This is a genomic window from Streptomyces sp. NPDC018019 (genome assembly GCF_044327805.1).
Taxonomy (GTDB): domain Bacteria; phylum Actinomycetota; class Actinomycetes; order Streptomycetales; family Streptomycetaceae; genus Streptomyces.
The window spans coordinates 13,306-37,699 of the sequence record NZ_JBIRGD010000048.1 but is presented as its reverse complement, the minus strand read 5'-3'; the positions used below and the strand labels follow the sequence as shown (position 1 = coordinate 37,699).

General features: G+C 69.5%; 27 protein-coding genes and 1 pseudogene. 20 read left to right on the top strand and 8 right to left on the bottom strand.

All coding sequences use genetic code 11. The features are described from left to right. Window position 1: 1 nt before the first annotated feature. The 6 genes from ACH4FX_RS41025 to ACH4FX_RS41000 all read left to right on the top strand — a co-directional run bounded on the left by ACH4FX_RS41025 (window position 2) and on the right by ACH4FX_RS41000 (window position 5,587). Entirely contained in the window at window positions 2-1,528 is a 1,527-nt protein-coding gene (locus ACH4FX_RS41025) for an SCO6880 family protein (protein WP_398486790.1), read from the top strand. Then, a complete protein-coding gene (locus ACH4FX_RS41020; RefSeq protein WP_398486788.1) occupies window positions 1,525-2,961 on the top strand; it encodes an ATP/GTP-binding protein in 1,437 nt (478 codons plus the stop codon). The genes ACH4FX_RS41025 and ACH4FX_RS41020 overlap by 4 nt, the downstream gene beginning before the upstream one ends. Window positions 2,962-3,016: 55 nt before the next feature. Continuing rightward, window positions 3,017-3,346, top strand: a complete 330-nt coding sequence (locus ACH4FX_RS41015) for a DUF6238 family protein (protein ID WP_358976575.1) — start codon at window positions 3,017-3,019, stop codon at window positions 3,344-3,346. Next, a complete protein-coding gene (locus tag ACH4FX_RS41010) occupies window positions 3,346-3,615 on the top strand; it encodes a hypothetical protein (RefSeq protein WP_398486786.1) in 270 nt (89 codons plus the stop codon). The genes ACH4FX_RS41015 and ACH4FX_RS41010 overlap by 1 nt, the downstream gene beginning before the upstream one ends. 212 nt (window positions 3,616-3,827) lie before the next feature. After that, complete coding sequence (locus ACH4FX_RS41005; RefSeq protein WP_398486784.1) at window positions 3,828-5,102, top strand: type IV secretory system conjugative DNA transfer family protein; 1,275 nt, start codon at window positions 3,828-3,830, stop codon at window positions 5,100-5,102. Next, complete coding sequence (locus ACH4FX_RS41000) at window positions 5,099-5,587, top strand: hypothetical protein (protein WP_398486782.1); 489 nt, start codon at window positions 5,099-5,101, stop codon at window positions 5,585-5,587. The genes ACH4FX_RS41005 and ACH4FX_RS41000 overlap by 4 nt, the downstream gene beginning before the upstream one ends. A 298-nt stretch (window positions 5,588-5,885) precedes the next feature. Here ACH4FX_RS41000 and ACH4FX_RS40995 read toward each other — a convergent pair whose 3' ends face one another. Both ACH4FX_RS40995 and ACH4FX_RS40990 read right to left on the bottom strand, forming a co-directional pair. Beyond that, entirely contained in the window at window positions 5,886-6,347 is a 462-nt protein-coding gene (locus ACH4FX_RS40995; protein ID WP_398486780.1) for an NUDIX domain-containing protein, read from the bottom strand. A gap of 89 nt (window positions 6,348-6,436) precedes the next feature. Beyond that, window positions 6,437-7,027 carry a TetR/AcrR family transcriptional regulator gene (locus ACH4FX_RS40990; RefSeq protein ID WP_398486778.1) on the bottom strand — a complete coding sequence of 197 codons (591 nt, stop codon included), beginning with the start codon at window positions 7,025-7,027 and terminating at the stop codon, window positions 6,437-6,439. A gap of 61 nt (window positions 7,028-7,088) precedes the next feature. On the opposite strand from ACH4FX_RS40990, the gene ACH4FX_RS40985 reads away from it, so the two are divergent. Beyond that, on the top strand, window positions 7,089-7,946 hold the full coding sequence (locus tag ACH4FX_RS40985; protein ID WP_398486777.1) for an alpha/beta fold hydrolase: 858 nt from the start codon (window positions 7,089-7,091) through the stop codon (window positions 7,944-7,946). Here ACH4FX_RS40985 and ACH4FX_RS40980 read toward each other — a convergent pair. From ACH4FX_RS40980 to ACH4FX_RS40970, 3 genes are read right to left on the bottom strand one after another with little or no spacing between them, the layout of a single operon-like run. Further along, window positions 7,894-8,229, bottom strand: coding sequence for a GNAT family N-acetyltransferase (locus ACH4FX_RS40980; protein ID WP_398486775.1), 336 nt, complete (start codon window positions 8,227-8,229; stop codon window positions 7,894-7,896). The two genes, ACH4FX_RS40985 and ACH4FX_RS40980, sit on opposite strands and share 53 nt — an antisense overlap. Window positions 8,230-8,245: 16 nt before the next feature. After that, window positions 8,246-8,971: a 5-formyltetrahydrofolate cyclo-ligase gene (locus ACH4FX_RS40975; protein WP_398486773.1), complete on the bottom strand. Its 726-nt coding sequence runs from the start codon at window positions 8,969-8,971 to the stop codon at window positions 8,246-8,248. Window positions 8,972-8,986: 15 nt separating this feature from the next. Continuing rightward, on the bottom strand, window positions 8,987-10,150 hold the full coding sequence (locus ACH4FX_RS40970) for a helix-turn-helix transcriptional regulator (RefSeq protein WP_398486771.1): 1,164 nt from the start codon (window positions 10,148-10,150) through the stop codon (window positions 8,987-8,989). Between the two features lie 395 nt (window positions 10,151-10,545). Between ACH4FX_RS40970 and ACH4FX_RS40965 the strand changes: the two genes are divergently transcribed. The 8 genes from ACH4FX_RS40965 to ACH4FX_RS40930 all read left to right on the top strand — a co-directional run bounded on the left by ACH4FX_RS40965 (window position 10,546) and on the right by ACH4FX_RS40930 (window position 14,857). Then, complete coding sequence (locus tag ACH4FX_RS40965) at window positions 10,546-11,058, top strand: hypothetical protein (protein ID WP_398486769.1); 513 nt, start codon at window positions 10,546-10,548, stop codon at window positions 11,056-11,058. A 291-nt stretch (window positions 11,059-11,349) separates the two neighbouring features. After that, entirely contained in the window at window positions 11,350-12,213 is an 864-nt protein-coding gene (locus tag ACH4FX_RS40960) for a hypothetical protein (protein ID WP_398486767.1), read from the top strand. A 55-nt stretch (window positions 12,214-12,268) separates the two neighbouring features. Next, entirely contained in the window at window positions 12,269-13,000 is a 732-nt protein-coding gene (locus ACH4FX_RS40955) for a hypothetical protein (protein WP_398486765.1), read from the top strand. 30 nt (window positions 13,001-13,030) lie between these two features. Beyond that, window positions 13,031-13,516 (top strand): LuxR C-terminal-related transcriptional regulator, encoded by a 486-nt coding sequence (locus ACH4FX_RS40950; protein WP_398486763.1) that lies wholly within the window; start codon window positions 13,031-13,033, stop codon window positions 13,514-13,516. Between the two features lie 86 nt (window positions 13,517-13,602). Further along, window positions 13,603-13,758, top strand: a complete 156-nt coding sequence (locus tag ACH4FX_RS40945) for a hypothetical protein (protein WP_398486761.1) — start codon at window positions 13,603-13,605, stop codon at window positions 13,756-13,758. Between the two features lie 31 nt (window positions 13,759-13,789). After that, window positions 13,790-13,996, top strand: a complete 207-nt coding sequence (locus ACH4FX_RS40940) for a DUF5999 family protein (RefSeq protein WP_398486760.1) — start codon at window positions 13,790-13,792, stop codon at window positions 13,994-13,996. After that, a complete protein-coding gene (locus ACH4FX_RS40935; protein ID WP_398486758.1) occupies window positions 13,993-14,310 on the top strand; it encodes a hypothetical protein in 318 nt (105 codons plus the stop codon). The genes ACH4FX_RS40940 and ACH4FX_RS40935 overlap by 4 nt, the downstream gene beginning before the upstream one ends. 67 nt (window positions 14,311-14,377) lie before the next feature. Beyond that, a complete protein-coding gene (locus ACH4FX_RS40930) occupies window positions 14,378-14,857 on the top strand; it encodes a hypothetical protein (RefSeq protein WP_398486756.1) in 480 nt (159 codons plus the stop codon). A gap of 133 nt (window positions 14,858-14,990) precedes the next feature. Here ACH4FX_RS40930 and ACH4FX_RS40925 read toward each other — a convergent pair whose 3' ends face one another. Further along, the gene (locus ACH4FX_RS40925) at window positions 14,991-15,266 is read right to left on the bottom strand and encodes a DUF6087 family protein (RefSeq protein WP_398486754.1); all 276 of its coding nucleotides are present in this window, start codon (window positions 15,264-15,266) and stop codon (window positions 14,991-14,993) included. A gap of 227 nt (window positions 15,267-15,493) precedes the next feature. Between ACH4FX_RS40925 and tgmA the strand changes: the two genes are divergently transcribed. Genes tgmA through tgmC form a run of 3 tightly spaced genes read left to right on the top strand, consistent with a single transcriptional unit; the run spans window position 15,494 to window position 17,852 of the window. Further along, entirely contained in the window at window positions 15,494-15,748 is a 255-nt protein-coding gene (gene tgmA, locus ACH4FX_RS40920) for a putative ATP-grasp-modified RiPP (RefSeq protein WP_398486752.1), read from the top strand. Then, the gene (gene tgmB / locus ACH4FX_RS40915) at window positions 15,745-16,713 is read left to right on the top strand and encodes an ATP-grasp ribosomal peptide maturase (RefSeq protein WP_398486750.1); all 969 of its coding nucleotides are present in this window, start codon (window positions 15,745-15,747) and stop codon (window positions 16,711-16,713) included. Before tgmA ends, tgmB begins: the two co-directional genes overlap by 4 nt. Beyond that, on the top strand, window positions 16,710-17,852 hold the full coding sequence (gene tgmC, locus ACH4FX_RS40910; protein WP_398486749.1) for an ATP-grasp peptide maturase system methyltransferase: 1,143 nt from the start codon (window positions 16,710-16,712) through the stop codon (window positions 17,850-17,852). The genes tgmB and tgmC overlap by 4 nt, the downstream gene beginning before the upstream one ends. A 163-nt stretch (window positions 17,853-18,015) precedes the next feature. Here the strand turns inward: tgmC and mobF are convergent, their stop codons facing one another. Next, window positions 18,016-22,464, bottom strand: coding sequence for a MobF family relaxase (gene mobF, locus ACH4FX_RS40905; protein WP_398486747.1), 4,449 nt, complete (start codon window positions 22,462-22,464; stop codon window positions 18,016-18,018). A gap of 396 nt (window positions 22,465-22,860) precedes the next feature. Here mobF and ACH4FX_RS40900 point away from each other — a divergent pair, with 396 nt between their 5' ends. Continuing rightward, the gene (locus tag ACH4FX_RS40900) at window positions 22,861-23,334 is read left to right on the top strand and encodes a TnsA-like heteromeric transposase endonuclease subunit (protein ID WP_398486745.1); all 474 of its coding nucleotides are present in this window, start codon (window positions 22,861-22,863) and stop codon (window positions 23,332-23,334) included. Continuing rightward, window positions 23,310-23,474 (top strand): hypothetical protein, encoded by a 165-nt coding sequence (locus tag ACH4FX_RS40895; RefSeq protein ID WP_398486743.1) that lies wholly within the window; start codon window positions 23,310-23,312, stop codon window positions 23,472-23,474. The genes ACH4FX_RS40900 and ACH4FX_RS40895 overlap by 25 nt, the downstream gene beginning before the upstream one ends. A gap of 606 nt (window positions 23,475-24,080) precedes the next feature. Here the strand turns inward: ACH4FX_RS40895 and ACH4FX_RS40890 are convergent. Next, a pseudogene (locus ACH4FX_RS40890) lies at window positions 24,081-24,343 on the bottom strand (DUF1524 domain-containing protein); the annotation flags it as partial. Window positions 24,344-24,394: the final 51 nt, after the last annotated feature.

Genomic DNA, 24,394 nt, shown 5'->3' with positions numbered 1-24,394 from the left:
TATGTCTTCTCGTACCTATCAGTTCGGCAAACACCGGCCCACGGGGCTTGTCGGCCGCCGCGACCTGGGCGAACAGGTCGTCCTGGCGGGTGGCGCCGCTGCGGGCCTCATCTGCGGGTTCGCCTTCCAGAGCGTTCCGGTGGCGGCCGGGGTGGGCCTGGTCCTTCCGATCGTCCTGGCGGTCCTGGTCGTCTATGCGCCGTACCGGCCCAAGGGCACGATGCACCGACGCACGCTCTACCGCTGGTGGCGCATCAAGAGGTACCACCGCAAGGCTCTGCAACGGACCGGAGGCGTGTGGGTGTCCCCGGCTGTCGAGGCAGGCGTCCGAGCGGACGGTACCCCGCCCGATGCGGCCCTCACCGAACCGGAAGGCGTTGCCGGGATGACGTGGGTCCCGGTGACCGTACGCGGCCAGCAAGCCGTCGTCGTGCTCCAGCCGGAATCCCGCTGCGTCACCGCGACGCTGGAGGTGGCCTCTCCCGGGCTCGGCGGCAAGGAGGTCGGCGAACAGATCGTGGCCCTGGAGCGGTGGGGCGAGCTGCTCGATGCCTTCGGCAACACGGAGGAACACCCCGTCAAGCGCATCCAGGTCCTGGCCCGGCAGCTGAAGTCCGACCCGCAGGCACACCAGCGGTTCGTCAAGCAGCGTGACGAGTCGCGGGCGACCGCATCGGCGCCGCAGTGGCTGCGCGAGTCGTACGACACGCTGGCCAACGCCGTGTCCACCTCTGCGGAGGAGCACCGCTACTACATCACCGCGCACGCGAAGTTCACACGCGACCTGGCGGCCGACGGCGCCGCCCGGGGAACCGGTGACGAAGGCGTGGCCGCGGCCATGGCCGCCTACATGGAAGAGTTGTGGGCCCGTTGCGAGGACGCGGACCTGTCGGTCATCGCGCCCCTGGACGAGGGTCGGCTGACGGCCTTGATCCGCAACAGCTACGACCCGGACCACCCCATCTGGGATACCGAGCTGCCACAGGCCCACGCCTTCCCCCGCAACGTGGACGTCCGGTCCGGCGATCACGTGGCCACGCGCGCCGCCGGATCGACCGAGACCTGGTGCCACGCGACCGCGGCCGTCGTCGCATGGCCCACCACCCCGGTAGGCCCTGACTTCCTCTCCCCCTTGCTGATCGGCATGCCGGACGTCATCCGGACCATGGCGATCACCCAGGACCTGGAGCCCAATGACAGGGCCGTCGAGCGGATGCTGAGCGAGGACACGAACAACCAGGCCGAGATGCACCGGGACCGCCAGCGCGGGAAGAACATCGACCCCCGGGACCTGATCGCCGCCAACGCCACAGGCTCCCGCGGTATGGCGCTCGCCGCCTCCGGTGCCGCCGGGTCCGCCGTCGTCGGCTACATCACCGTCTCATCGCGCAGCCCGGAGGAGCTGGAACGCGTCAAGCGCACCACCGCCTCGCGCGCCCGCAACGCACACCTGCGCATCGAGTGGCTGGACCTGGAGCACGCCCGGGCGATCGCCACCACGCTCCCCTTCGCCGGAGGCATCAAGTGACTGACCTGCTCGACCTTGCTCCCCTGACGCCCATGCACCAGACGGTGCGGCGTCCGCTCTACACGGAGACCACCACCAGCCAGGCTCTTTACCTCCCGATCGCCCCGCCGACCCTCGGCACCGCCGGGGCGGTCATCGGCCGGGAGCTCTACTCCGGGAAGGCGTTCATCTACTGCCCCTTCTCGGCCTTCGGTGACGGCCTGCCCGGCGGCAACATGATCGTCATGGGGGACACGGGCCGCGGCAAGAGCGCCCTGACCAAGACCTACACCGCGCGGCAGATCCGGCTGGGCCGCAAGGTCATCGTCTTGGACACGAAAGAGCAGAAAGAGCGGGAAGAGGGCGAGTGGGCGGCACTGGGCCGCTCACTGACCGGCCGCGCGCCGGTCAAGTTCACCCCCGGCGGCGGCCGTGGTTCCTCGTGCATCAACCCGATGGACCCGACGATCACGGGGAAGCGGCAGGTCGAGCTCATCCGCACGATCGTCGAACTCGGGCTGGGCAAGCCCCTGGACGAATTCGCGGGCTCGGCCCTGCGTATCGCTATCCGCCGAGCCCATCAGCGTGCCGGTGAGGAAAGCCGGGCCCCGGTCCTGGCCGATGTCGCCGCGGCGCTGCGTGCTCCCGAGGAGGCGGACGCGCGGGCCAAGGAGCGCACCCGTCAAGAGCTCCTCGGCGACGGCCTCGAAGCCTCGTACGTGCTGGACCGCCTGTGCGGCAACGACCAGGACTCGACCGGCGACTTGATCGGCATGTTGGACGGGCCGACCAGCCTGGACATCGACCTGGACGGGGACATGGTGGTCTTCGACCTCACCAAGGTCCCCTCCGGTGGGGTCGCCATGACCATTCTCGTCGCGGTGATCAGTATCTTCCTGGAAGAGGTCTGGCTGCGGCCCAGGTGCGAGTGTGGTGCGGAGCCCGCGCAGCACCAGCGGGTCACCGTCGATGCCGCCTCCGGGGCCTGGGAACTCGGCGCCAATGAGAGGACCGGGTGCCGCCGCTACACGCAGCGCAAGCGGATTCTCGTCTGTGAAGAGGCATGGCACATTCTCGGCACACCGCAGCTCGCCGCCCTGCTGGAGAAGTTCCTGAAGTTCGCCCGGGGGTACGGTCTTTCATGCATTTTCATCGTTCACCACTTGTCGGACATCGATGACTCTGCGGAAACGCAGGCGGCCCTGAAGATGGCGGACACGATCATCATCTACTCGATGAAGAAGTCCGAGGCAGAAGACACTGTCGCCAGGCTCGGGCTTCCCGCGTGGACAGCGGAGCACATCATGCGGCTCCGCAGGGGCGTTGCCCTGTGGAAGGTCGGCGAGGTCATCTATCCCGGTGTTCAGCACCTGCTGACCGAGACAGAGCAGCACCTGTGCTTCTCTTCGGGCTCGATGACCGATCTCTCCTCGGCCGCTCCGGACACGGCATGAAGCGCCATCCGTCCTTCATCCCCTGCCCGAGGTCCTACCTCCGCTGGAGTTTCCCGTGAGTGTAGTTTCCCTTGACCACCGTCACACCGCCGCTTCCTCCGCTGCACGATCCGTACGCGCGGAGATCGATGCCCTGCATGGAGAGTTCCTCGAAATGGCGAAGCGGGCGGCCCACCTGGCTCAGGCCCTGGACCGCAATGACTCCCACGCGGCCGGCGGCCGGGCGCGGGCCGCGGTGCAGCACGTCTGGCGCGGCGCCGAAGAGCTGCACGCCGCCTTCCACACGTCCCCGCCCCGCGCCGCGGGCCCGGCCGCCCCGCTCGCGCGCCTGTGCGCGCGCAGGATGCGCTACCTGGCAGCGCGAGCTGCTCGGAAGGCGGCTTGATGGATCTCATCCCCAGCGGTCTGTCGCTCCCCCTGTACGGCCTCGCCGCCGTCTTCGGTGTCGTTCTCCTGGTCCTCTGGATCTCCTCAGGCCGTAGCCGACGCAACGCGGGTTTCGCTGCCAAGAGCCAGCTCAAGCGCCATCTCTCGGCGAAGTCCGTCGTCAAGGCGACCGAGGTCCGGCCCTCGCTCAGCCACGATGCGCTCCCCGCCTCACGGCCTGTCGGGGCAGTGGACCTGTCCAAGCAGCCGCCCCACCACGGTTCCTGATCACCCCACCTGCCAGCTCCCCGTTCGTTCTTCGGAGTACCTCCATGCGCCACAATCCCCACGACTTCGGCTATTCGCTGGGGACCTCCCGTCGCCCGAAAGGCGTTGACCTGTGGTCCAGAGCCGACAAGGCAACCCGGGTGATCGGCCCGATGGGGTCGGGGAAAACTCTGAGATTCTTCGCGCCCGTGATCCGCCGGTGGGTGGGCCCAGTGTTCGCCACCTCCACCAAGCCGGACCTGGTCGAGCTGACGTTGGACGCACGCCGTCTCGGTGACCGCCCCATCGCGGTGTTCGACCCGCAGGGCCTCGCCCCGTCCCTGCCGAAGCTGCGCTGGTCCCCCATCACCGGAGCGGCGGACACGGAAACCGCGATGGCCAGGGCCAAGGCCCTGGTCGCGGGCTCGCGCACCCCCGGCTCGGCCACCCAGTCCTCCGAAGGCTCCGCCTTCTACAAGGGGCAGGCGAGCAAGGTCCTGGCCGCCTTGCTGCACGCAGCCGCGCTCGACGGGGCGAGCCTTGATCAGTTCCTCCGGTGGGCACGAAAGCTCTCCGACCCGGCCCCGCTCGGCATCCTGAGCGCCCACCCCGGCGCGGGCGCCGGCTGGGGAGACATGCTCCTCAACGCCACCAGCGGCGACGAGCGCACCGTCGGCAACACCGCCGTCACCATCGACGCGGCGCTCGAACCCCTCGCGCACCAGACGGTCATCGACGCCCTCACCGGCGGGGCGGACCAGCCCACGGACGTACAAGCCCTGCTCGACGCCGGCGGCACCATCTACCTGCTCGGCAAGGACTCGGAGGTCAACTCCGTCGCCCCGCTGACGACGGCCGTCACGGAAGACCTGCTCGACATCGCGGAAGCACACGCGATCGCCGCTCCGGCCGGGCGGCTCGATCCTCCTCTCCTGGCCGCGCTGGACGAAGCCCCCAACATCGCCCCGATCCCCAGCCTGCGCCAGCGCGTCGCCGACGGACGCGGACGCGGCATCACCGTCATCTACGGCCTCCAGGGCTGGGCATCCGCCGTCGCCCGCTTCGGACCCGATACCGCAGCCGAGCTGGCCTCCTTCACCAACAACGTCGTCATTTTCGGCGGCGCCAAGGACCCGCAGTTCCTCCGCGACCAATCAGACCTCTGCGGCCAGGTCGAGCGTGTCCGCACCACCAAGACCACCAACAGCGGTGACCGCGGAGGCGTGTCCACTGCTAAGCACCTGGCCCTTGAACCCGTCCTGCGGCCGGACGAGATCAAGGCGCTCGGCGAAGGGCAGGCTCTCGTCCTCGCCGACAACTTGCCCCCGGTGATCACTCACCTCGACGGAATGTGGAACTGGGGGACCTGGCCGCAGATCCAGGCGCAGGTCCGGTCGCTGCGGGACGCCAACGCAGCCGAACGCGCTCGCCTGGCCGCCGTACGGGAACAGCAGGCCGACGCCCACGCCGCCGCCTGGGCCCGACGGCAGGAAGCCACCGCAGCATGAGCACCACCAACCCCCTGGCCGTCTACCAGCCCTTCCCGGAGCTACCGGCCGTCCTCGCCACCTACGTGGCGGAGAGAAGCGTCGAGGAGCTCTCGGCCGACGGACCGCCGCCCTGGGACATCGGCGCCCTGCCACCCGACCTGCTCGGCCCGCTGGACGAGTGGCTCGACGCAGTGTGCCGGTGGCTGAACCGTACGTACGCCTGGCAGCCTCAGCACGTGATCCCTCCGTGTTGGCGGCTTCACGAGGGGTTGGCCTATGAGATCGCCGCTTTGGCCTTCGCCCGTACCGACGCCTACCAGGACGCGGGTGCGGCCGTGGTGTGGCACGAGCAGTGGGCTCGCTTCCTGTCCCGCCGCATGGATACCGCTCTCGGCAAGGCCGGCGAGCAGTGCCGCGTCGGACGCCACGAAGAACGGCCCTCGCGATTCCAGCTCGCCGCTTGGCCAGCCGTAGGAACCCGCCAGGAAGAGATGGGTCAATGATCGAAGAACCGAACGTGGTCATCAGGACGAGCCATGTCCACGGACTCGTAGCGGTCAGCGGGTGGGAACAATTGGAGGCTAGAGCGTTGCTTCACCGGCTCGGTTGGGAGTGGGATGCGCAGCACCACGCGATGGCTCCCCCCTGCGCGTCGGACCCGGAGGAAGCCGCCATGTGTGCGATCGCCATGCTTCGACACCACGGATTTGCTGTAGCAGACCGGTCCTCGGTTTCGCTTGCACGCCGGCCCGATCCTGTCGGCAATAGTTAGCCCGAAGCAAGGGCCTGCGAGTGCAAAGGTCAGCGCATCGGTTCCCATCCGTACTTACTGCTGATGCGGCCGGCGGCGATGTGTTGCAGGGCGGCTGCGTGGTAGGGCACGGTCGGATCAGGGATGTCGCTGAGGGGAAACCAGGACAGGCCGCCGCATTTGTCGGGTTCGGCGTTGTACGGTTCGCCTTCCCAGGAGTGGGCGCGGTAGAAGATGCCGAAGCGGGGCTCTTCTCCGGGGGCGCGGTGGTCGATGACGTGGGCCAGTTCCAGGTGGTCCGGATCGACGCGTACGCCGATCTCTTCCCATCCTTCCCGAACGGTGCCGTGGTCGGTGGGTTCGTCCGCTTCGAGGTGGCCGGAGGGGACCTGCCATTGCCCGGAGGCGTATCCGCCTTGGCGCAGGCTGAGCAGGACCCGGTTGTCGCGGATCAGCAGCAGGTGGACGTCGATGATCCGGCGGTGGCGCTGGACGGTGAGGGGTGCGGTCACGGCGAGGACGTTTCTCGTGAGTCCGGTGAAGCCACCGATTATGGCGCGGCCGCGGGGGCTGGCCGAGCCTTTGCACCCATCGTTCGAGATCAGTCCTGGTCGGCCTGTGTGATGGCTGTGCGCAGCAACTTGGCCATCGACTGGCCGGCCACCCGCAGCGGTTCGGGATCACGGGCAGCCCGGCTGAGCATGAAAGCCCCCTCCAGCATCATGATCATCGACTGCGCGAGGGACCGCGCCGCCTGCGGGTCCGGCACCCAGCGGCCGAACCATCGCGTCGCGGCGCCGACCCACTCCTCGAACACGTCAGCCGTCGCGCCACGCAGCACCTCATTGCTGCTCGCCACTTCCAAGGCCACCGTCCCGATCGGGCACGCGTCGGCATAATCGGCCGCTGCAAGATCGTCCGCGGCCGCTTCGAAGGCGTGCACGAGGGACTCCGCCGGGTCCGGCACGCTGTCCAGCAGAGCCAGGACCATGCGGCCGTACTCGGTTCCGGACGTGCGGATCATGTCCTCGGCCAGTTGCTGCTTGCCGCCGGGGAAGAAGTGGTAGATCGAGCCGAACGGTGCGTCCGCCTCTGCCGCGATCCGCTTCAGGCCGGTGGCCGAGTAGCCGTGTCGGCGGAACAGCACCGTGGCGGCCCCCTGGATCCTGGCTCGCGTGTCCGTCTGCCCCATTGCCTTCCACCCCTTTCCCCGCCATATTACAGTAGAACGATCTATCAAGTAGGGGGTTGGGATGCCGAGAATCGAGTTGTCGTCCGGACCGACCGACTACCAGGACACCGGCGGTGAGGGGCCTGTGCTGGTGTTCGGCCACGGTCTGCCGATGAACGAGACGCAGTGGCGCAAGGTGGTTCCGCTGCTGGACGGATACCGCTGCGTCCTGCCCACGCTGCCCCTGGGGGGCCACCGTCAGCCGATGCACCCGGATGCCGACCTGTCCCAGCGCGGTGTCGCCCGGCTTCTGGGGGAGTTCATCGAGCGGCTCGGCCTGGACCAGGCGACCCTCGTCCTCAACGACTGGGGCGGAGGCCAGTTCCTGGTGTCGGAAGGGAAGGCTCAGCACATCGCGCGCCTGGTACTGGTGGCCTGTGAAGCCTTCGACAACTTCCCCCCAGGGCCGGCCAAGGCGGCGGCCCATGTGTGCAGGGTTCCCGGCGGCGTCTGGCTCCTGACACGCCTCATGCGCATCCCCGCCTTCCGTCACAGCCGGGGCGGATACGGCGGAATGAGCCTGCGTGGAATTCCCGACGAGATCATGGACGACTGGTTCGCTCCCGCCACCCGCAGCAGGGCCATCCGCCGGGACTTCGCCAAATTCGCCACCGGAGCACCCGACCGCAAGACCTTGCTCGCCTGGAGCGAGCGACTGCGCGACTTCGACCGCCCGGTACTGGTCGTCTGGGCGACCGAGGACAGATTGATGCCGCGCGAGCACGGCCCACGGCTGGCCGAGCTGTACCCGCAGGGCCGACTGGTCGAGATCGCCGACTCGTCCACCCTCATCCCCGAGGACCAGCCCGAACGACTCGCCCACGTACTCACCGACTTCCTGACCCAGACCGGAGCAGAACCGGCCCGACACGCCTCCTGAGGGCGGGAGCGACAGGCGGATGCGACAGCCACTCCCGCCGTCGGCCAAGGTCGCCGTCGTCCCCCTGCGTGACGACGGCGAGTACGTACTCCTGGCGCGGGATGGCGGTGGCCGCGGCGATGCCCCGGGCGACGATGCCGCCGGCCTCATCGCGCGTGCGCGGGGTGAAGCTGAGGTGTTCGGTAACCTCCGGGTCGCCGTAGATGGCGTGCACGGCGTCCACGTCATCGGTCGTCAGCTCGCGCAGTGCGAGGCGGCTGCTGTGACGGGTGACCGGGTACATGCGCGCCTCTCAGCCCTCAGTGTTGCTTCGCGCGTTCGCGGACCTGAAGTGCAGGGATCGCGGCGATCTTCGACGTGTCGAGGCGCTCCCACAGGATGCCTGAAGGCCGGTGCGGTTCGGGGCAGGTGATGATTTCTTCCGGGGTGACGATGAGGTCAACGGATACGTCGTGCGCGGTCGCTGGAATTGGCCTGTCGACGACTTGTAGCTGGTGGACTGTGGTGACGACGAGAGTGTCTTGCGAGATGAGGCCCGCTTCGGTGAGCAGGGCGAATTCGATGTCGGAGTAGCCGGCGCCCTTGCCGATGCGGGTGCCGGAGCGGTTCACCGCGACGCTGCCCAAGACGATGATGTCGATCGGGTGCAGTTCTTCGACTTCTACCGTGGGGGCATGGTTCGCTGCGTTGCGGCTGACGGCGGCCGTGTGCGGTGGCACGGTCAGCGCCTGGGGGTCCAGGAGGTAGAACGGCTTGGGGGCGGCGAGTTTGGGGACCGCCATGTAGACGGTTTTGTTTTCTTCGAGGGCGCGGATCCGGACGGGCAGCTGGGCTTTGTCGGGTACGGACTTGATGACCCTGGCGTCGTGCCAGCGTGGCAGGGAGGCCAGGCGGGCTGCGGCCTGCTCCGCGCCTTTGAAGTTGGGGATGCGGCCGTGGACCGATTCGTCGTGTACGGCTTGGGCCTCGTCGAGGGCATCCCAGACCTGGGTGCGTACGGCCTGCTTGGTTTTCTCTTCGGTCACCCAGTTCCTCCTAGGTCACGGGCTTGCCATCAGGGCGAGGAGTCGGTCGTGCACGTCTGCTACGGCGGGCTGGTCTTTCCAGGGGCGTAGTTCGCGCGCGGCGGCGAAGACGAGGTTCATGCCGCCACCGCCTCGGGTCTCTTCCAGCTCGGCGATGGCTTCGTGCAGGGTGGCGGCGGCCGCGTCGACTTCCTGTTGCCGAACGTAGCTGAGGGCGAGGTTGCCCAGGACGATGGCGCGTGATTTCCGTCGGTCGCGCAGTTGGGCAGCGGTGGTGTGCAGACAGTCCTGGGCTCGGTGGTACCAGCCGAGCGAAAGGTAGCAGGAGCCGGCGAGACGGCCGAACTGGGTGGGGGAGAGCAGGTCTGCTGCGGCGTCGGTGGGTTCGGCCCTCCCGAGGTGTTCCTGAGCGTTGGCGAGGGTGCGTTCGCAGTCGGTTGCCTGTCCGAGCATGGCGTGGGCTTCGCCGGCGTGCAGGAGCGACAGTCCGGCCAGCGCGTTGCTGGCCGTTTCGGCGACCTCGGCGGCCTGACGGCAGAGGGCCAGGCCGACGCTGGGGTCTCGGGCTCCGTAGAGTGCGACGTGGCTCAGGCGCAGCAGTGCGTGGCCTTCGATCACGGGATCGCGCAGGTGGCGGGCGATGCTGACGCTCTGCTCGTAGTACGTGCGGGCGGTGGCATGGTCCCGGCGTTGGGAGGCGTCCCACACGAGCTGTCCCATCAGGGTGGAGGCGTCCGCTTGAAGGGTCCGCAATTCCCGTTGGACGCGTCCGGCCTTCGCGCCGTTGGCCAAGTGCGCCAGCTGGTTCAGATGCTGTCCCGCGTCGGCGAGGAGGCTGGCTGACGGTGCCCGGTCATACCGTGCAGTCAGGTGGTCGAGGTCCGTGCGCAGAGCTGCTGTGACGGTCAGGTCAACTCGTGCGGGGTCGTTGGAAGTACTGCCCAGGGCATGTGGTGGCTGCTTGGTGTCGGTGACGCTGTTCAGCAGTTCTTCGAGTTGTTCTGCATCGACGCGCAGCAGCCGGGCCAGTTTTGGCCGCATCCACGGCCTGGGGGCTCCACGTGCGCCTTCCCACCGGACGACCGTCGAACGTTCGACACCCAGTGCTTCGGCCAGGCGCTCCTGAGTCAGACCCACGGCTTCCCGCCTGCGCGCCAAACGCTGACGCTTGAGAGCCACAACACCAGCTCCTGTCTTCGCAACACGTGTCTGTGCCGAACAACTTCGCAGGCCAGGCTCGGGTTTGCTACGTGAATGCCTCATTGTTGCGTCACTTTCGCTCTGGGGCGCATCGTGAGGCGGCGGTTTCCTGGATTTCCACTCTCCGTAAGCGACGGCGAGTGCGCACCGCACCACTGTGCCGTTCTGCGCCGACCAGGAGTGCACCGATGTCCCCCGTCATCGCACGACCGTCTTTCTCCACTGCTCTCCATTCCGCCGCCCAGCAACACGCTGCGCGAGCCACCACTTCTTGGCAACCGCCGTGGTCGGCTGAGAAGTTACAGCGCGCCGCCACCTGCCTAAGGGCCAGCCGAGACGCTGACCTCCTTCAGTCAGCTTCCCGCGCCGCCGATGTGATCCTGTTCAAGGACTCACGGCTGCTGGCGGACAAGGAGGTCCACCGGCGGATCGCCGGACTGCGACGGCATCTGCAATCCGTGACCACCATGTTGGCCCACCAGGCCGACGAGTCCCCGGAGCCAGAGTTGTACCGCCTGCTGACCCGGGCGCACTACCTGATCCGACAAGCGACACCGGCCGGTCCCATGGGTCCGACGTTGCACATGGTGCACCTGGCGGAAGTGCTCCAGCAGCACGTGCGCTACCTGCGTGCGGGACCTGACGCCTTGAACCGCTGCCCGGCCCCGCTGCCTGCTGCCGTCACCGCGCGCCTGCCCCGGCACCGCACCGGGCCGGTCAACCCCCGGCCACCGGCCCCGGCCACCACCCGCCACCGGCGCGCGGGCTGTGCGCGCCGCGCCGCCGGACTGCTGCGGCGGCACCCCGGCGCGGCCATGCTGGCGGCCGTGGTGTGCCTGCCGTCCCTGTACGGCCTCGGCGAGCTGGTCACCGTCCTGCGCGTCTGATGCCCGGCCGACGTCTTCCGGCCTCCCGTACCGCCCCTTCGCCGGGCCCCGTGGTCCGCCTGCCCCCGGCGAAGGGGCCCGTCTCTCCCGCTCACTCGCCTCGAAAGAAGCCATGACCTCCCACTCCCTCGTACCACCGTGGTCGGTGCGCCGCCCGGTCTCGGTCCCGCAGTACCTCGGGCGGGTGCGTATAGAGCGCACCCCCGCCGGGACGATCACCGTGCCGCTCCACGCCAGCGCGCCCCTGCCTGCCACCGCCCCTGAGCCCCTCCACACTCCGGATGGTGCGTCGTGAGCGGCATCGAGGTGGAGGTTCGTGACGAGACCGGCCGGGCGCGCCGGCTGGCCTGGCAGGCCCGGCAGATGCTGGCCGAGGCGGCACCGCGGCTGGAGGAGATCACCGGCCTGACCACGCCCACGGTCGTCTTCCGCCTGGTGACGCCCCGCACCTGGCGAAAGGAGGTGGTGGCCTACGTCGAGCGCGGCATTCAGCAGGCGTTCGCCGGCTCCGAGGTCTACGAGCGTGAGCGGCTGGAGGCCGCGCACAAGGTGGAGTCCTGGCGCAGGAGGACGGCGCTGACCTGGCCGTTGCAGGAGGGCATGACGCTGACCGGTCCGGACGGCCAGCCGCAGACGCTCATCGCGCCGCGGGCCCTGCACCACACCGGGTTCCGACGCGAGCGCACCGCCCTGCACCGGCTCTTGGTGCACGAGTGCGTCCACCACGGGCAGATCCTGGCCAGCCAGGGCGCTGTCGTCCCGCCCCGCCTGTCGGTGCGCCGCTACGCCTTCGACGACCGTGCGGTGCCCGTCCTGTTAGAGGGCCACGCCGAATGGGCCGAACGCCACTACACGGCTGAGGTGTTCGGCGCTCTGCCGTCCACGGACCAGCTGCGCAGCTCGTGGCGCTACCGGCTGCACCAGCGGCTCCTGCGCGAGGACATCCGCCGCGCGCAGCGGCACACCCCCGCCCCGCCGGAACCGTCTAGCCCGGCCCTGGACCCGCGCGACGTCGGGGCCCGGTTCGTTGCCGCGGCCGTGGCCGGTGTCGGTGACGTGGCGCGGTTCAACAAGGTCTGGCACGAGCTGTGCCTGGTGCCGACCGCCGAAGAGATCCAGCAGCCCGAGGCGTGGCTGCGCCGCGTCGGCCCGTGAGCCTGCTCGCCCCCAGCCCCGTACTCCTCCATGGACACAAGAGAACGAGCCCGCCATGACCATCCCCGTAACCGCACCAGCAGAACCCACCACCGGCGTCCCCTGGCCGCCGGGCCTGGTCCCGTACGTCAGCCGCTGGAGCGCCGAGCATGAGCTCCCCGCCCCCGTCATCCCCACCCGGGGCGGGGACGGGATCGCCTTCGCGGACGAGCAGCTGCACGACCGGGACCGGCACGGTGTGCTGTGGGTCCGGCGCCAGGTCAACCAGGGCGCCGGCAGCCCGCTGTTTGCCAAGGTGCACTCGGTGCGCCAGCGGTACGCGATGCGGCGCCTGCGCTGCCAGGTGTGCCGCCAGCCGGCCGACCGCAACGAGCAGGGCATCAGGTGGCTGCTGGAAGACGGCCGCGCCGACCGGCCGGACTGGCCGGACGGCGAGCTGACCGTCCACCCGCCCGTCTGCCGCGGCAATTGCGTCGAAGAGGTCACCGAGCGGTGCCCGCACCTAAGGGACAACTGGGTCACCGTGCGCGTACGCGAACCGCTCCTCGACGGCATCCTCGGACGGCTCTACCGCCCCGGCCGGCCGCTGCCCGTCCCCGCCACGAAGGTGATCCGGCTCTACGACGCCCCGGACGTGCGCTGGGTGCTGGCATCCCAGCTCGTGGCCACCCTGACCGGCTGCACCGTCGAATCGGCCTGGTCACCGCACCCCTCCCCCACCACCGGCAAGCCCCCGGAGCCCGTCCCGGCACGGACTGACGCCGGAGCCCGTCCCGGCACGGGCTGACGCCGGACGTTCCCGAAGGAGAAGAAGCCGATGACAACCCCCAACCCCGCGCACGTCACCCCGCGGGAGAAGCAGCTGCTCATCCTGGTCGCGCAGGGCAAGAAGAACAAAGAGATCGCCGAGGCGCTGTTCCTGGCCCCGACGAGCGTGCGCACCTACCTGGTCTCGCTGCGCCGCAAACTCGGCGTCAACGGACACCGCGCGGCCCTGGCCCGCGTCGCCTTCCGCGACCGGCACATCGACCCCGGCCCGGCCGAAGGCGAAGCCCCCACGCTGGACGGCGGTGAGCGGCGCCTGCTGCAAGACGCGGCTGCCGGCCTGACGCTGACCGAAATCGCCGAGCGGACCGGCCAGTCCCACGACCAGGTCAAATTCCGCATAGCGCAGCTGCTCAGCAAGCTGGGGGCCGAGGACCGCATCGACGCGATGCGCATCTGCGAGCAGCACCGCCTCCTGGACGAGACCGCGGCCGGCGCCGGCCCGGCCGTCCCCACCCGCACTGGCCGGGCGGCCTGAAGCCGTCGCTCGGTGCGCCGGAGCGATCCTCCCTGGCCCACCGAGCGGCATCCACTTCCCCGTACACCACCACACCGAGGACCACGATGCCCGAGCAGAACACCAGCGACCAGGACAGCCAGAACAAGGACGAGGACCAGGACCTGGACCTGGACCTGGACCTGGGAGCCGGCCACGGCTGCATCGGCTGCGGCACCACCAAGGGCCACTGCACGGACCCCAACCGGCACGGCCTGATGTAACGGCCGTCACCGCGTCGTGAAAGGACTGCGCATGTGCCAGCACCAGCCGCCCTGCCCGACGGCCGACGCCACCGACCGGGACGCCGCCCACCTGATCGCATCCCACCCGGAACAGGGCTGGAGCCTGTTGTGCAACGGCGTCCTGCATTTCGAGGACACCGGAGACCTGCTGCCCGACGGCCAGGTCATCCGCCCGTGCCGACCCGGCCGTCATGAAGCGGCAGGCAGTGCGGCGTGACCTACCGCCTCAACCCACAATCGCGGCTGCTCAAGGGCACGACCTGGCAACCGTGCGAGGCTCCCGCGACCGCGCTGCGGGCCCCGCACACCATGTACGTCTCCCCCGCCATCAAGGGCACCTTCGCCGGCATCCACCGCATCGACACCTGGTTCGGCGCCCGACTGCTACGGGCACTCACCATGCACCTGATCGTCGCCGGCACCTGGACGCACTCGGCCGAGCGCGGGCTGTACTGCGTGCGCGACCGCTCCAAGAACCGCGGCCTGTGCCACCAGATGGTGGTGGGGGCAAACCGGGCTGCACGCCTATGAGTACCGCACCAGCCACGCGGCGGCGTCCTGCCGCCTTCCGGCGAATCCACCGCCGCAAGGAGCACAGTTGTGGCTCCCGCCGGTACGCGGAGCCCTGCCCCCGGCCGACAGCATCGTTCCCTGGCGCTACCTGCTGTCGTTCAGTTCCTCTCTGCCGGTCAGGATGAGCGAAGACGTGGTGTGGGGCTATGCCCGGCACCTGAACAGCGGCGGCGTTCTCCCGCCGCTCGCCGATGCCTACATGGCCGCGGCGCAACGCGCACGAACCGTTGCCGAGCTGGCCCCCCGCCGGCCCGGCCGCTACGAGGTCAGTGACGATGACGGCCTTACGTGGCAAGTACTGGTCGACCGCCGTATCCACGAGAAACCTCTCGTCAGGGGCATCCAGGCCACAGTCGGGCGGTTCGACAAGCCCGTTCGGCGCATGCGGAGCCCGGGCATCCCCTTCCAGGTGGCCATGGCTGATCGCCCGCCGCTCTTGGAATGCCGTGAGACACATCGGGCCCGGCATCCAGGGATGAGACACCGGGAGAAATCGATCTCTTAGGCGGCGCCGTTACCGTTCGCTTAGGTGGGAGTGCGCCGCGTACGCTCCCGCGCGTTCGACTAACACGAGCGCCAGGGTGGCTGTGTTCACGTGTTCGTGAACACAGCCACCGCGGTGGACGATCTCGGCCACGTCATCCGGCGGGCGACTCCTGCACCCACTGTGCGGCCGCGGCGAGGTCAGCGGTGGTGCCGACGATCACGTACTGGAAGCCGGTCCACTCCTCCAGGACGCGCGGTTCGTCGGGATACAAGTGACCACCGTGGTCATGAACCGGGCGGTGCCGCCGTGGGCCTTCCGGGGGCGGCTGGCGGCGGCGATCGTACGTGTACGTAACACCTTCACGTTCCGCGGCCGGGGTCGTCTTGGGAGGTTGGTTCGGCGGCCCAGGGCGTCGGTGCTTCCCCATGCAGAACTCCAGCCGGAAGGGGGCCTAGTGCTCTCCCAGCGTAGTGGCCAAGATGTCACGGCGGGCGCGTGCGGCTCTCTACGAGCTGCTGCGAGTGTGTGGGTGCTCTGTCCCAACAAGCGCGACCCCGCCATGCTGCTGGCGTTGCAGTACGACGACAGGCCACAAGGACGGAGCAAGCGCCTGCGGTCCAGTCGCCTGGTGTCGTGCATGACCATGGAGGCACCGTGAGCGTTCCCATCGTGGCCCCTTGGGGGCTTTCCCGCATGAAGCCGTACCCCGACAGCGCGACGGCCTTCACCCCCTCCCGTCTGGAGCTGGACGAGAAGACACAGACCGTCCGGTGGATGGAGGCGGACGGCAGCGAACTGCCTACGCTGGACCGGCACAAGAAGTCGGAGACATCCAAGGAGACGAACACCACCACGAACCTCGACTCCCAGCCCGACCAGGGGCACGACCAGGAGGGGGACGAGGATTGACCGGCAGGCAGTTACCGGTCCTCGTCGTCACCCGGCTCGATGATGTGACCGCCGATGTGGTGATCGACCATCTCAACCGGCGGAGCGTGCCGGTCATCCGCCTCGACCCCGGCGACTTTCCCGAGACGGCAACCCTCAGCGCCCGATTGGACGACGACGGGCTCAGCGGGCGTCTGCGCACCGCGTCCCGGAAGGTGGCACTGGAGCGGGTGCGGTCGGTGTACTGGCGCCGGCCCCGCCCGTACACCGCGCCCGCGGGGTTGGTCGGGCAGGCCCGGACGTGGTGCATCGACCAGGCCCGCTACGGCCTCGGCGGGGTGCTCGCCTCCCTGCCCGGCGCCCACTACGTCAACCACCCCTGGCGCAACCGCGACGCCGAGTACAAGCCCGTCCAGCTCTCCACCGCCATCCGGTGCGGCCTGTCCGTGCCGCCCACCCTCATTACCAACGAACCGCCCGAAGCGCAGCAGTTCGCCCGCGAGTACGGCCCAGTGATCTACAAACCGCTGCGCCACACCGACTTCACCGCACCCGACGACCGCCCACTGACCGTCTGGGTGGAGAACGTTGCCCCCGACGAACTGCACGATGGCGTGTCCCACACCGCGCACCTGTTCCAGCAACGCATCGACTCCGTCGCCGACCTGCGCCTGACCGTCGTCGGGGAGCAGCTGTTCACCGTACGCATCGACGGCGCCCCGGGCCAGGACTGGCGCCGCCACTACGACAAGCTCACCTACACCCCCATCGACACCCCACCCGAACTCGTCAAGGGCGTGCGCGCCTACATGGACGCCTTCGGCCTGGTCTTCGGCGCCTTCGACTTCGGCCTCGACGCCGACGAACGGCCATGGATGTACGAATGCAACCCGAACGGCCAGTGGGCATTCTGCGGGGAGACCATCACCGAGAAGATCGCCGCCGCCCTGGCCGACCACCTTCAGCACGCAGGGGAAGCACCGTGACTGACCTCGCCGCCACACTGCGCAGCGCCCTCGCCGAGCAGGTCGCCGCCAAGAACCCGTCCCTCGATCCGGCGTGGGCCGCGGCGCTCGCCGCGGTTCCCCGCGAACTGTTCGTGGACCACTCCACCTACCGCCCCACCGCGGCCGGCTGGGAACCTGCCCACCGCGCCCAGCTCGGTGAGGAGCAATGGCTGCGCATGGTCTACACCGACCAGACCTGGGTCACCCAGGTCGACGGCACCGACGCCGCCGACGCCCAAGCCCCGCTGACCGGCGCACCCACCTCCTCCGGCACCAAGCCCTCCCTGGTCGTGCGCACCCTTCACACCACCGGGCTGCGCCCCGGCGACAAAGTCCTGGAGGTCGGCACGGGCACCGGCTACTCGACCGCGCTCCTGTGCCATCAACTCGGCCAAGACCACGTCGTCAGCGTCGAGTACGACACCGACGTCGCCCGTCGCGCCGCCACCCACCTGAGTAAGGCCGGCTTCGCCCCCACTCTCGTCCAAGCGGACGGCCTGCGCGGGCACCAGGACGCAGCCGAATACGACGCCATCGTGGCCACCTGCTCCATCCGCTCCATCCCCCGCTCCTGGCTGTACCAGATCACCGACAACGGCAGCATCACCTGCACCCTCAGCGGCTGGATGCTCGCCTCCGGCATGATCCGCCTCACCCTCGACGAGAACGGAGACGCCCACGGCCGCTTCCTGGCCGGCGGCGACACCGTCTCGTACATGCTCGCCCGCCCCCACGAACGCCCACCCCGCCCCACCCTCTACCGCCACCCCGGCGACACCCGGCCCACCCGCATCCCACCCAGCCTCCTCACCGACCCGACCGGCCGCTTCGTCGCACAGCTCGCCGCGCCCTCCGCCGAACTCGTCACTGTCGGCGACAGCTACGTCCTCGTGGACGTAGCCACCGGCTCACAAGCCTGGACCGAAAGCGGCGCCCCGGACACGGCCGTCCATCAGCACGGCCCCCTGCGCCTGTGGGACCAGGTCGAAGACGCCATCATGACGTGGCAGAAGGAAGGCGCCCCCGACATCACAGCCTTCGGGATGACCGCCACACCGGATGACCAGTACGTCTGGCTCACAGATGCTGACGGCCCTTGCTGGCCCTTGCCCGTATGACCCGACGCCGGACGGAAGAACCGTCAGCTCTCTTCAAGATGCTGGAGGAGGTCGCCAGCGCGGTGTTCTCCGGTCAGCACCGAACGGCGCGCACCGACCGAGAAGGCGCCCCGCGGAAGTCGGAGTTCACGGGGGGCGGAGGCGTGGCGATGCGGAAGAAGCGTTACGGAGCGAGGGGGCCAGTTCCCTGAGCAACGCTCTCCGCCTGATCGGTCTCCACCGCGTCCGAGCCGTAGGGGTCGGCGTACGGAGACCTGTTCGCCCGAGCCCGAGTCCGCGGGGTGTCGCCCGCAGGTGTGGTGTGCTGCTCGTGCTCGTCCGCTGAGGCACCACTTCGACGGTCACGTTCCTGACGAAGGCCGCTTTCGCGGTGTTCCGCGCTCCGGGCCGTCGTCCGCGCCTTGACCGCTGTACGGCGGAGGTCGCGCGCACGTTGGTTGTCCGCGGACTGCGCACGGCTCATCAGCTCCGGCTCGTTCTCCTTCATGGAGGAGAGGTCGTGCAGGACCTCCTCATGCTCTTCGACAGGGCCGGCCGCAGTCGTCAGCCCTTCGAGTTGCTCCCGGAGAGCGGCGAGCTCGCGGGCGTGCTTGCTGCTCTGGTCGCGTAGCGCGTCGCGCTCGTCCTCGGCCCGTGTCCGGCCTGTTCCGCGCAGAACCGGGCGTCCGAATCGGCCAACGTTCGTCAGGTCCTGCTCGACTTGCTGAAGGCGCTGAGTGACGTCTCCTTGCTCCTGCGAAAGACGGTCAACGGCGGCGGCTACGGCCCTCAGCTTCGTGATGGCGTCGGCGCGGGCGGTCAGGTCGTCGTGTTCCCGTCGCAGGGCCAGGACGTTGGGACCGCTACCTGCCGCCGCCTGCTGCTCAGCGCGGTCAGCGCTCGTTTCCGCCTCGTCGGCGGTGCGGCGCGTGGCGCGAGTGGCTGCGGCTGCCTTCCGGATGGCGGCGCGTAGTGCGTCGTCGCTGAGGTGGCCGTATGGGCGCTGCTCGTTCGAGGTGGGCATGGTGCGGGCCGCTTCTGTGCCGTTGGCGGGAGGGGCCGTCGTCGGTTGCGCTTCCGCTTCCCCCGCGGCGTCGTGCGTCGTCTCTTCGGCTGTGGTCGTCCCGTACCCGGGGGCTCGTGGTGTCGGCAGTGTCGCCACCGTTTCGCGCAGGTCGGCGGGGACGGCGTGCTCGGGAAGCTCCGTGAGGATCATGCGCTCTTCGGTGCCGGTTTCGACCTCGCGGATCAGGCCGGCCACAGCACGGTCCAGACGTTCTTGTTCTGTGGACGGCGCGCCGTTGCGGGCCTGGTCGGCGTCGGTCTCGTACACCGACATCGGGAGGAAGAGGTGTGACTCCTTCTTGTCCCTGGACAGCATGGTGTAGAGCGCGTTGGCCTGCGCGCCGGGCCCGTAGACCAGGGCTTCCTGAACGCTGAGCCCCTGGCTCTTGTGTCCGGTGATCGCGTAGCCGAGGCTCAGGCCGCCCTCCGCGATGTAGTCGGCGCTGATCCACTCAGCGACGTCACGGTGTCCGTCGGCGGTCTTCTCGCGCCACTCCACCAGGACCCGTTGCCGCTCGTCGACGGCGCGGACGATCCCGCGGTAGCCGTTCAGCACGTCCTCGTGCTCGCCTCGGCTCTGCTTGGCCCGGTAGTCGTTCGCGCGTAGGAGGACCTGGTCGCCGACGGACAGGACGAGTTCGTGCCCGCCGGGGAGGGCGTAGGTGTGTTCCGGGCCGGTAAGGGCACCCTGGGCTTTTCGCAGCGCGCGGGCGCCGAGATTGAGTTCGTCCACGATCTCGTTGGTCGCTGCGAGCATGAGCAGCTGCTGCACGGCCGTGTGGTCGTCGGTGTGCGCGGCGCGCTTGTCGGCCCAGACGGTGAGCATCGCGGCGAGGGTCTCGTCCTTGTCGGCGAGCGCGTGTACGCGGCCGGTGCCGGCGAAGGTGCGGAGCGATTCCATGCGGCGGTCGTCCCGCCACAGCTGGAGCGCGCGGCGTTCGATGGCGTCCTTTTGCCGGAAGTTCTCCGTGAGGGTGAGCCCGCCGACGAGGTGGTGGACGGCGGCGAAGTGGCCGCCGACGCCGGGCGAGTGCAGCTGCTTGGGGTCGCCGATGCCCACGACCTTGGTACCGGTCGTCGCGGCGTGTGCGAGGAGTTCGGCGATGTCGCGGTCATCGCACATCGCGGCTTCGTCCACGACCAGGACGTCCACGCCGGCCAGTCCCCGCCCGCCGGTGCGAACACCGGTGAGCCAGGAGGCGACGGTGCGGGACGGGATACCGGCCTCGGCCTTCAGATTGGCTGCGGCGACGGCCGCCGTGCAGGCGCCTGCGATGACGAGTCCTTGTGCTTCCCACGCCTGCCGGGCGGCATCCATGATCGTCGTCTTGCCCGCACCAGCGACACCGATCACCGCATCAACACCGTGGCCGGCGGTCAGCAGCCGCTCCAGTACGGCGCGCTGCTCGTCGGAGAACGCGAAGCCCTGTTGCGCTTCGACAGCGGACACGGTCATCTCGACCGTGTCGGTGCGGACGACGGCGGCCTGTTCGTCCAGGCGCCGTGTGGTCTCGGTGACGATCAGCGTTTCGGCGGCGACGATGTCCGCGGTCGTGTACCGGGTGGCGTGCGTGTAGTGCTGGGCGCCCTTGGGGTTGAGCTCGACCGCGTATCCGGCGTGACGAAGCACGTCGGTCGTCAGCTGCTCGGCCTCGTCCAGGGTGCCGATGCCGTACGGAAGGGCGTCGAGTACGGCCGCGATGGCGGCGGCGTGGGTGAACTCTTTGGAGTGGCTGGTCAGGCCCTTCTTCGGGTCGAAGACGGTGCGGCACAGCTCGTCCAGGTCGGGATTCGGGCCCTGCGCGTCGTCGTGGATGGCGCCGGTGGTGATGGCCTCGGGGTCGTCTCCGGCGGCCCGCCCCTCGGCCTGCCAGTACGCGCGCAGGACATCGTCCTCGACACCGGCGGCCTCGCCGTTCTTGGCGGCCTTCGAGGCGGCGGAAGCGGCGGTCCGCTCGCGGAGCGTGGCGCTGTCGTAGTCGAGGCCGAGCTTGGTCAGCAGCTCGCGGACCTGGCTGTCACGCTTGCTGAACAGCTTGATCGTGGCCTCGGGGATGGCGGCGATCTCCCAGGCGCCGGTGCGCTCTTCGCGTCGGAAGCGAAGGCCGTAGCGGTCAGCGAGCTCGCGGCGGATGCGGGCGTTCATCAGGGACTGTGTCGCGCGGGCGTGACGGTGCAGGTCACGGCCTCCCGCGGCCACGGTGGACCACTGCCCGTCGGTGCCCTTGACCATGTTGGCCAGGGTGAAGTGCAAGTGGAAGTGGGGGTCACCGTAGGGGGCACCGCCGACCGGCCGGGCCGCGCGGTGGACCATCATCCATCCGGCAAAGCCGCTCGTCTCGATCGTGCGGGCTTCTTCGCCGTCGCCGTGCCGGCCGCGCATCCCGTACGCGGTCCAGCGTTCCAAGGCGTCGATGGCCTCTCGCCCGCACGAGGTGTAGACGGACTCGACCTCGCGGGCCATCTCCGGGGGTGCGTAGGCGAGGAAGACGCTCTTGGATTTGCCCAAATCCAAGGTGGCATCGGCGCCCCGGTTGCCGACCTCGACGCGTCCCTCGCGCAGGGCCGCCTTGATCTCTTCTGCGTCCCAGACCTCTTCGGGGTCAAGCCCTGCGGCCTTGGCCATGGCAACCGCCTCGCGGACGGCCATGGGAAGATCGCGCAGCCGTCGGCCGCCTTCGGCCTCGGTCTGGAGGTAGCGCCGCTTCATGGAGGCGGAGGTGAAGAGGTCCGCGGGTTGCTGTGCTGTTTCGCGGGCCTTGGTGTCGATGGCGTGCAGGAGCGCGCGGGCGTCGAGCCGACCGCCGGTCTCGGCGGCAAGGGCCTCCTCCAGCGCCTCTTCGCCGTACAGCTCGACAGCATTGACGCCGACAGCAGTAGCCAGTTTGAGCAGGGTGGAGGCGGGGGCCTTGTGGGCCTCTCCGAACCGGGTGAGCTGCCGCTCCATCGAGCCGAAGGCGGCCTTCTTGCGCTGCGAGTCGAGCAGCGCTTCCGGCTTCACGCCGCGTGCAGCGGCGGTCCGGCGGACAGCCCTGACCAGTGGAGCGGCGCTGAGTTTCGCCGCCGGGGCGATCGCCAGCTTCGGTTCCACCAGGGTCTGGCCGGTGCGCGGGTCCTCGCCACGCATGAGCCGGCGGGCGGACTGGAACTGTTCGGGCGCGAGCACGCTGCCGGGGGCTATGCCGAACTCGGTCAGGCCGTTCCCGATCCACGTCAGGGGGCGCTCGCTGGCATCGAGGTGGTAGTCCACCTGACCGTCGGTGGCTGGGGCAGGGAGAACGTCAGCGTCGTACAGATCGCGCGCTTCGAGCCCTGCCGCGGCGGCCACCTCGACGGCGTCGAAGCCGGTGAACCGGGCCTTCTTGGCGTTGCGCAGCTGGGTACGGGCCCGGTAGAACGCCTTCTTCGCTTCGGTGGAACCGAGGAGGGCGGCGACGGTGGTTCCGGCTTCTTCGGCTTTGGCCTCGACGGCGGAGACGAGCGGGGATGCGTCAACGGTGGTGGTCTTGCCGCAGCCGTGGCCCCCGGTCAGGCGGTACTCGACCTGCCCGTCCAACGGGCCGATCATCGTCACCCACCCCACCGGCCCGCTTACCCTCCGCTCAGAATCGGTCAGTTTCGGTCGTCTTGGCTGATTGTATCGTCACGAAGTGACGATACCTTGGTCCTCCTATGAAAGATCGTCCGTTGGTGCGGAGGGAGACGGACGAGGCTCCTGTGTCCTGTGACGGTGAAGGCTGCGGATTGAAGCTTCACTTTGCGGGAGATCTTGCGGACTGAAGAGTTACCTTGCGGACAGGGGCGGGGTTAGCTGGTCGTGGTCCATGCGTTAGAGGTTCTGCCGGGCGGTTGTGCCGGGCCGTCGGCGGCCGGGTTCGAGGTCGCGTACATCGCTCCGGACGGGACGGAGTTGCGGCGCCCTCTGGCGGATGCGTGGGCGGTGTCGTTCGAGCACGTTGCCCCGGTGCGCGTCTTCGCGTCGTACCGCCGGCAACGCAATCTGCCGGGCCTGTGGTGGTCGGCGACGACGGGCCAGCACATCGGGTACGAGCCCTGGCTGGAGCGCGACCACGTCATGCTGCTGGACTTCGACCCGGCGGTGGTGGGGATCTCCTCCCAGCCGTTCTGGCTGTTCTGGTCGGCGGCGAACGGACGGCCTCTCTCGCACGCGCCGGACTACTTCGCCCGGCGCGAGAACGGGACGGGTGTGGTCGTCGACTGCCGCCCGGCCGAGCGGCGCCGGCCGCGGGATGTGGCGAAGTTCGAGGCGACCGGGGCGGCCTGCGCCGAGGTGGGGTGGGAGTTCCGGCTGTTGGGCGCCCCGGATGCGGTCGTGGTCCGCAACGTTCGGTGGCCAGCGGGCTACCGGCACCCCGGGACCGGGCGGAGGCGGCCGCCGCGCAGCTGCGGGAGGTGTTCGCCGAACCGCTGCCGCTGATGGACGGCGCCGCGGCGGCCGGTGAGCCGCTGGCGGTGCCGCCGGCGCTGTTCCACCTGTTGTGGTCGCACGAGCTGACGGTGGACATCTCCATGCCACTGCACAGCGGCTCGCTGGTCTGCCTGAGGGCGAGTCGGTGACCGCGGGCGGGGGCTCGGTGCTGCGGCCGGGCAGCTGGGTCACCTGCGACGGCGGCGAGCACCAGGTGGTGGCGCTGGCGGGGACGGCGGTGCGGCCGCGGTCGGCCGGCGGGGCGGAGTCGGTGGTGCTGGCCTCCTATCTGATGGCGGCGCCGGACTTCGCGGTGACCGGAGCTGGAGCCGTTCGGGCTGCTGGAGACGCTGCCGGAGCCTGCCCGGAAGGCGGCGGAACGGTGACAGCGGCACGTGGTGGAGGTGGAGACCGGGCTGCCGCCCGGCGCCGAGCCCGGCACGGCGCCGCGGGGCGAGTACGACCCGGCGACGCGGTCGCTGACCGAGCGGATGCAGGCGAAGGCGGCCGAGCTGGGGGTGAGCCTGCGGACGGTGGAGGGCAAGCGGTCGCGCTACCTCAAGCAGGGGCTTTGGGGGCTGGTCGATCAGCGCACGATGCGCCGGTGGGAGGCCACGGGCCGGGCGGACGCCCGGCTGGTCGCCGCGATCCGCGAAGTCCTCGACAGCGAGACGCACGTCTCGACCGGCACACGGTCCCGGCTGATCCGCCGCGTGATCAAAACGGTGGAGGCCACGCACGGCGAAGGGGCGGTTGGCGGGCGGCAGCCACTCGGCCGGGCCTTTGTCGCCCTTGGCGCGGTTCGGTTCGGTCCGGAGCTGACCGCCACCAGCCCGCGCTCGGCCGTCAGGTCGTTGGCGTAGGTCTCACGGCGCTTGGCCGTCCACTTCGAGGCCCCGGAATCTCACGCCTCAGCCAGAGGAACCACATGATCGATGTCCAGCTTCGACGGGCTGTCGACGGTCTTGCCGTCGTTGTACGACTTCCACTGCCCGCCGCTCAGCGTGCAGCCCTTACCAGGCGCGGAACACGGCCCTCGACGCGTCCGGAGGACCCGCCTCGGCCCGAT